General features: G+C 66.7%; 7 protein-coding genes. 3 read left to right on the forward strand and 4 right to left on the reverse strand.

What is annotated here, in order from left to right:
* Nucleotides 1-149: 149 nt before the first annotated feature.
* Genes rarD through lspA form a run of 3 tightly spaced genes read right to left on the reverse strand, consistent with a single transcriptional unit; the run spans nt 150 to nt 2679 of the window.
* Nucleotides 150-1061 (reverse strand): EamA family transporter RarD, encoded by a 912-nt coding sequence (rarD, locus tag ABW137_RS22560; protein WP_526403681.1) that lies wholly within the window; start codon nt 1059-1061, stop codon nt 150-152.
* A 35-nt stretch (nt 1062-1096) separates the two neighbouring features.
* Nucleotides 1097-2026 (reverse strand): RluA family pseudouridine synthase, encoded by a 930-nt coding sequence (locus ABW137_RS22565; protein WP_526403675.1) that lies wholly within the window; start codon nt 2024-2026, stop codon nt 1097-1099.
* Complete coding sequence (lspA, locus tag ABW137_RS22570) at nt 2026-2679, reverse strand: signal peptidase II (RefSeq protein ID WP_526403676.1); 654 nt, start codon at nt 2677-2679, stop codon at nt 2026-2028. The genes ABW137_RS22565 and lspA overlap by 1 nt, the downstream gene beginning before the upstream one ends.
* A gap of 41 nt (nt 2680-2720) precedes the next feature.
* Here lspA and ABW137_RS22575 point away from each other — a divergent pair, with 41 nt between their 5' ends.
* The gene (locus ABW137_RS22575; protein ID WP_526403677.1) at nt 2721-3623 is read left to right on the forward strand and encodes an asparaginase; all 903 of its coding nucleotides are present in this window, start codon (nt 2721-2723) and stop codon (nt 3621-3623) included.
* A gap of 7 nt (nt 3624-3630) precedes the next feature.
* On the opposite strand, the gene ABW137_RS22580 is transcribed toward ABW137_RS22575, so the two are convergent.
* Nucleotides 3631-5013, reverse strand: a complete 1383-nt coding sequence (locus ABW137_RS22580) for a DNA polymerase IV (protein WP_526403678.1) — start codon at nt 5011-5013, stop codon at nt 3631-3633.
* A 31-nt stretch (nt 5014-5044) separates the two neighbouring features.
* Here ABW137_RS22580 and ABW137_RS22585 point away from each other — a divergent pair, with 31 nt between their 5' ends.
* Both ABW137_RS22585 and ABW137_RS22590 read left to right on the forward strand, forming a co-directional pair.
* A complete protein-coding gene (locus ABW137_RS22585) occupies nt 5045-5269 on the forward strand; it encodes an RNA-binding S4 domain-containing protein (RefSeq protein WP_526403679.1) in 225 nt (74 codons plus the stop codon).
* Nucleotides 5270-5489: 220 nt separating this feature from the next.
* A complete protein-coding gene (locus ABW137_RS22590; protein ID WP_526403680.1) occupies nt 5490-6347 on the forward strand; it encodes a class I SAM-dependent methyltransferase in 858 nt (285 codons plus the stop codon).
* The last annotated feature ends 340 nt before the right edge of the window (nt 6348-6687 follow it).

Raw genomic sequence — 6687 nt, forward strand, 5'->3', positions numbered from 1 at the left:
TCGGCGTAGTTGGCAAACGCAGCCTTGGCCGGCGCCATGTCCTGTTCCGTTAAGCCGAGCGAAGAACCCTCTTCGTAATGCACTAGCAGGCAGTAGCGCATGGTGCCGTCCCTTCGCGGTCATCTCGTCGCACGCCGTTGTCGAGCTCGTCAGTGTGATGACGATTCGGCGGCCTCCGAATCGACATTCGCCGAGATCGGTTTCGGCTTGCGATTCGGAGCCCTCTCGATCAGCGACCCGATGGTCATCACACCGAGCGCCACCCAGATCAGGGCGAAACCGATCCATCGGCCCATGGGCATCGGCTCGTGCCCGATCAGAACGCCCCACGCCATCTGCAGCGCCGGATTCAGGTAGAACAACAACCCCATGGTGATCATCGGCAGCCGCTGAGCGCCCGCGGCGAAGAGCAACAGCGGGACCGCCGTAACGGGCCCGGCCAGCACCATCAGCACCGTGTGCCAGCCGCCGTGGCCGACGAAGTCGCCCCGCCCCAGCACCTGGAGGACGACGAGGTAACCGCCTGCGAGCGGCAACGTCAGGAAGGTCTCGACGGCAACGCTGACGCGAGGGTCGGCCGTCACGACCTTCTTGACGAGTCCGTACGCCGCAAAGGAGACGGTGAGCCCGCCGGCGACGTACGGCGGCGAACCCAATTCCACCGTCAGGATCACCACTGCAATCACGGCCATCGCCAGTGCGACCAGCTGCCACCGCCCGATCCGCTCACGGAAGATCAGCACGCCGAGGGCGACGGTGACGAGTGGGGTGACGAAGTACCCCAGAGCCGCGTCGACCACGTGTCCGTTGGTCGCGGCCCAGATGTAGATGCCCCAGTTGATCGAGATCAGTATCGCCGCCGCTGACAACAGCAGCCAGGTCCGCCCGCTGAGTCTGCGCAGGTCACCGATCTTGCGCGCGATCAGCAGCACGACGAGCAGACTCACCGCACTCCAGACGAGGCGGTGTGCCAGCACCTCCAGCGAGCCCGCGGGGAGGAGGAGGGGAAAGAACCCTGGGCACAGCCCCCACCAGGTGAACGCGCCGACCCCGAACAACACCCCGGCGCGGCGGGACCCGGATTCGGGAGTGCCCGTCACGAGTCGTGGTGACGAAGAACGTCGAGCGCGTGCTGGAGATCGGCCGGATACGGGCTGGTGATCTCGATGCGGCGCCCGTCGGCGGGATGGGCGAAGGCGAGCGACCGGGCGTGCAGCCATTGCCGTTCCAGACCAAGCCGTTTGGCCAGCGTCGGATCGGCTCCGTAGGTGAGGTCTCCGCAGCAGGGATGGTGCAGGGCCGAGAAGTGCACGCGGATCTGATGGGTCCGGCCGGTCTCCAGGTGGACGTCGAGCAGGCTCGCCGCGACGAAGGCCTCCACCGTGTCGTAGTGGGTGACGCTGTGGCGGCCACCCTCGCTGACCGCGAACTTCCAGTCGTTGCTACGGTGCCGCCCGATCGGTGCGTCGATGGTGCCGCTGGACGGGTCGGGATGGCCTTGGACCAGGGCGTGGTAGCGCTTGTCGACCGTGCGCTCCTTGAAGGCCCTCTTGAGCACGGTGTAGGCATGTTCGGAGATCGCCACCACCATGACGCCGGAGGTGCCGACGTCGAGGCGCTGCACGATGCCCTTGCGTTCGGGCACACCCGAGGTCGTGATCCGGAAGCCAGCCGCAGCCAGCCCGCCGAGCACCGTCGGACCGGTCCATCCGACGGATGCGTGCGCCGCGACGCCGGGGGGCTTGTCGACCGCCACGATGTCGTCGTCGGAGTAGAGGATCGTCATACCCTCGATGTCGACCGGTGGATTATCCAGCGGCGCAGGCGCTTCCGGCAACCGAACCTCGAGCCACGCTCCCGCGGGCAACCGGTCCGACTTGCCAGCCGGAGTCCCGTCGAGGTCGACGCCGCCGTCCTCGGCGATGGCCGCCGCCGCCGTGCGCGACAATCCGAGCAGCCGGGCCAGTCCGGCGTCCACGCGCATACCCGCCAGTCCCTCGGGAACCGGCATGGAACGGGTCGTCACTACTTCGCCCCGCTGCCGTCGTCGCCGTCTCGCGTGTCGTCATGGCCACCGTCACGCACCGGATCGGGCCCGTGCTCGTCGGCGGCCTCCGCTGCACCATCCGGCCGTCGCCGTCCCGAGGTGTCGAAGTCGAAGCCGAACAACGACAACACCACCAGCAGGATCGCCCCGCCGACGACCGCCGGATCGGCGACGTTGAACACCGGCCACCAGCCGATGGACACGAAGTCGACGACGTGGCCCTGCAGCGGGCCCGGCGACCGGAAGAATCGATCCACCAGATTGCCAAGCGCACCGCCGAGGATCATGCCGAGGCCGAGCGCCCACCACGGCGACACCAGCCGCCTACCCATCCACGCGATGCCTATCACCACGCCGGTCGCGATCAACGTCAGCACCCACGTGTATCCGGTGGCCATCGAGAACGCCGCCCCGGAATTGCGCACCAACCGCCACGTCACCGTGTCCCCGATGATCGACACCGGCTGCTCCGGCGTCAACAATCTGACGGCCAGCACCTTGGTGACGATGTCCAGGATCAGCACGACGGCAGCGACCGAGAGCAACAAACGCAGTCGGCGCCGCGGTGGCGGCGAATCGGCTTCGTCGCCCACAGTGACGGGCTCGGCCGACCCCGTTGATTCATCAGTCACGCGACCATCATCCCAAAGAGCCGATGGTGAACAATCGCGGCATGAGTCGCGTCGTCGTCATCACCACCGGCGGGACCATCGCCACTAGCACCGGCGCCGACGGCGTTGCCCGCCCGACGCGCACCGGAGACGAGCTGACCGCGCACCTCGCAACGGCGACCGACGTGGACGTCGTCGACCTGTTCGCGGTGGACAGTTCCCAGCTCACACCCGCCGACTGGGACCAGATCGGCGCGGCGGTGTCGACCGCGGCCCGGTCCGGCGCCGACGGCGTGGTGATCACGCACGGCACCGACACCATGGAGGAGACGGCGCTGTGGCTCGACCTGACCTACGCCGACGACAGGCCGGTGGTCCTCACCGGGTCGATGCGTAGCGCCGACGCCCCCGACGCCGACGGTCCAGCCAATCTGCGCGACGCCGTGACCCTTGCGGCGCGGCCCGAGTCCAGGGGTCTCGGTGTGGTCGTGACCCTGGGGGGCACCGTGTGGCAACCCTTGGGTCTGGCCAAGACGGGGCACGGGTTCGTCGGCGCCGAGCTGGGGCCGACGCCCCGGTCCCGTGCCCACTTCGGGAACCTGTCGGCGGGTCACGCGCCCCGGGTCGACGTCGTCGCCACCTACGCGGGCAGCGACGCGGTCGCGTTGGACGCCTGCATCGCCGCGGGAGCCAAGGGGATCGTCCTGGAAACGCTGGGTTCGGGAAACGCCCCCGCCGCGGTCATCGACGGGGTCCGACGGGCGTGTCACGCGGGCATCGAGGTGGTGCTGTCCAGTCGGGTGCCGGGCGCACGCGTCACCGTCGGTTACGGACCGGGGCGGATGCTGGTCGAGGCAGGCAGCGTGGTCGCCGCGACCCTGCGCCCCCCACAGGCGCGGGTGATGCTCATGGCGGCGCTGGCGGCGGGCAGGCCCGCCGGAGAGGTCTTCGCCGCACTCGGGTGAGACCTTCCTACGGCGCGCCGGGATGATCCTCCACCAGCCCGGTCACGTACTCCGGCCAGTCCAGGCTGTCGACGGGATTCGCCGGCGTTACCTGGGGGCTGTCGTGTGGCAGCGTATGAGCCTGGCCAGGCCCGGTGGCCCGCGTCTCGAAGCGCACCGTCATCACGCCGTGGCCTGCGCCCTGCACCCAGCCGTGCCCGTAGCCGTCATGTGTCACGTCGTCACCGATGCGCCACTCCCGAGGCACCGCCGCCGATTCCGCCGCCTCGGCCGGGACGGCGACGGGCTCCGCCTCCAGGCTCGCGGAGGCCTCCAGTGTCTGGTCGAGGTCGGGAAACAGCGACTCCTGCAACACGTCCGACAACCCCGAGAAGCCCACCCCGACCAAGCGAACGGGACCGATCTCGACGGGATCGAGGAGCAACCGGCGGGCCGTGCCGATCAGGGTCGCGGCGTCGGCGGTCGCGTACGGCAGGGTGGCGGACCGGGTAAGGGTGCTCATGTCCGACTTCTTCAGCTTGACGGTGACCGTGCGTGCGCCGCGACCGTCGCGTTCGAGGCGCTGATGGGCATGCTCGCCGATGGGACCGACGGCCTCCTGCAACTGGTTCAGCGTGACGAGGTCCGCCGCGAACGTCGACTCCGCGCTGATCTGCTTGGCCTCCGCACGTTCGGCGACCGGGCGGTCGTCGATGCCGCGCGCCAGCAGATGCAGGGCAGGACCGACGGTGCCGCCGAGCACGTTGGACACCTCCGAGTCGCTCAATGCCGCCAACGCGCCGACCGTGTCGATGCCCAACCGGTGCAGACGCTCCTCGGCGACGGGCCCTATCCCCCACAACCTTCGGACGGGCAGCCCGGTGAGCAGCGTGCGCTCCTCGTCGCGGCGGACGACCCGGATGCCGTCGGGCTTGGCCAGCCCGGACGCGATCTTGGCCAGCTGCTTGCCCGAACCGGCGCCCACGGAGGCGACGAGGCCGGTCTCGCTGCGAATCCGGGCCCGGAGTTCGGCGCAGAACCGCTCGACGTCCTCGGCGTCCGCGCCCACCAGTTCGCTCGGCTCTCCGAACGCTTCGTCGAACGACAGTTGTTCGAGGACCGGCACCATCGCACGGACAGTCTCCAGCACGCGGCCGCTGGCCACGCCGTACACCACGCCGCGGGGCGGCAGCACCACCGCGGCCGCGCCGACCAGCCGGCGCGCCTGATGCATCGGCATCGCCGACCTGGCGCCGAACACCCTGGACTCGTAGCTGGCTCCCGCCACCACGCCGCGGCCACCCAGTCCCCCGACCAGGACCGGTCGTCCGCGCAGGGTGGGTCGCGTCAACTGCTCGACAGAGGCGAAGAACGCGTCCATGTCGAAGTGCAGGACCCAGCGCCCCTCCATGCCGGCGATCGTAGGGCGCTAATGTGACGGCATGGCGGAGCCTGCCCGTGACGTGCCCATTCGCGACGAGTCGATCCGGCTCGGGCAGTTCCTCAAGCTCGCCGATCTGATCGACACCGGGTCGGACGCCAAAGCGGTGATCGCCGCGGGCGACGTAACCGTGAACGGCGAGGTCGAGGAACGACGCGGCAGACAGTTGCACCCCGGCGACATCGTCGCGATCTTCGGCCGACATGCGACCGTCGCCGCAGGGTGAGTTTTCGTCCGCTTGACATGACGATGGCTCCGGCATGCCCACGGCCGCCCCTTGCAAGCAGTTCTGCGGATGGACTCCAACCCCGAGCGATCGATAGCGCATGCAGCATTCTCGCCGGAGACGACTCGAACGGATACGCTTGCGGCGCGGGTTCGGCGGTACCCCCGCTTCGTGCAACGGTTCGATGTCGATTCAAGAGCGCATGGCTTAGTCTGATTTCATGACGAGCCCAACCGTAGCCCGCGGTAAGGCACACCTCTTGCTTTTAAACGCGTTCATTCAGCGCCTTGTGGGACGTCCTCAACGTGCCGCGGAGTTGTGTCATGCGGCTTTGGCATTCACGAATTATTCGGAAACGCAAGCTAAGGCACACGCCATGCTGTCGCGGCTTGAATTCACAGGTCCCGATTATTTCCGGGTTCTGACACGCATTCACGAACACGTGCAACCGTCCACCTACTTGGAAATCGGCGTGGACGAGGGACGGTCCTTCGAAGTGGTCAGCCCTGAGACGTGGACATTGGGTATCGATCCCGACCCACATCTACGAAAGTCTCCGGGACCTCGGCAGCGAGTATTCGCACAGACAAGCGACGACTTCTTCGAGACGTCCGACGTCATGGCGTTATTGAACGGCAAATCGTTGGATCTCGCCTTCATCGATGGAATGCATCAGTTCGAATTCGCGCTGCGCGACTTCGTCAACGTGGAAAGACATTGTTCTGCCGACGCCATCATCTTGATCCACGACGTTTACCCGATCGATGATATCAGCGCCTCGCGCGAACGGATCTCGAATTTTTGGAGCGGAGACATTTGGCGCTTGATTCTATTGTTGAAGAAATATCGGCCGGAGCTGACGATCAACACGATCGGAGCCCGTCCCACAGGACTTGCGATCGTCCAGAACTTGGACCCACATTCTCGCACCCTCAGCGAGCGCCAGCAAGAAATCATTGACGAATTTCTGGCACTCGATATTTCGGTGCTCGACGGACGAAAAAGGGAAATGTTGAACTATTTTCCAAATGACTGGCAGTCCATCGCCCAACTCATTGACAATCGCCAGCACACGTAATGGAAGTCTGATTGGGAACGTCACCGCATGCCGTCGCAGTTAAACAGTGAGCACATGTTTCGCTCCTCGCGGTGCCGGGTTGCTCGCAGCGAGCAAATAGCGTCCAAGGGTCCTCCGCGTAAGCCCGGCGCCATGCGCAATGACTTCGTTACGGGGCGGTGTGGCACTGGCTGGTGGAGCAGAGGCATGGCGCGCAAGCCGCTTCGAACATGGGATGGGTGTGCCCGCAATGGCTACTGATATCGAACCCTCGCCGATACCCGACTTTGCGGTGGCGGTACCTTCGCCGGTGGACGAAACGGCTCCACTATTCTCGATCTGCACGCTGGTGACCCGGCAT

This window comes from Mycobacterium sp. (assembly GCF_040509115.1).
Taxonomy (GTDB): domain Bacteria; phylum Actinomycetota; class Actinomycetes; order Mycobacteriales; family Mycobacteriaceae; genus Mycobacterium.

What these genes read in the sequence shown, in the direction of transcription:
- ABW137_RS22585 (WP_526403679.1), top strand. Translation starts at nt 5,045, where the DNA reads ATGGCGGAGCCTGCCCGTGACGTGCCCATTCGCGACGAGTCGATCCGG.
- ABW137_RS22590 (WP_526403680.1), top strand. Translation starts at nt 5,490, where the DNA reads ATGACGAGCCCAACCGTAGCCCGCGGTAAGGCACACCTCTTGCTTTTA.
- ABW137_RS22580 (WP_526403678.1), bottom strand. Translation starts at nt 5,013, where the DNA reads ATGGAGGGGCGCTGGGTCCTGCACTTCGACATGGACGCGTTCTTCGCC.
- ABW137_RS22575 (WP_526403677.1), top strand. Translation starts at nt 2,721, where the DNA reads ATGAGTCGCGTCGTCGTCATCACCACCGGCGGGACCATCGCCACTAGC.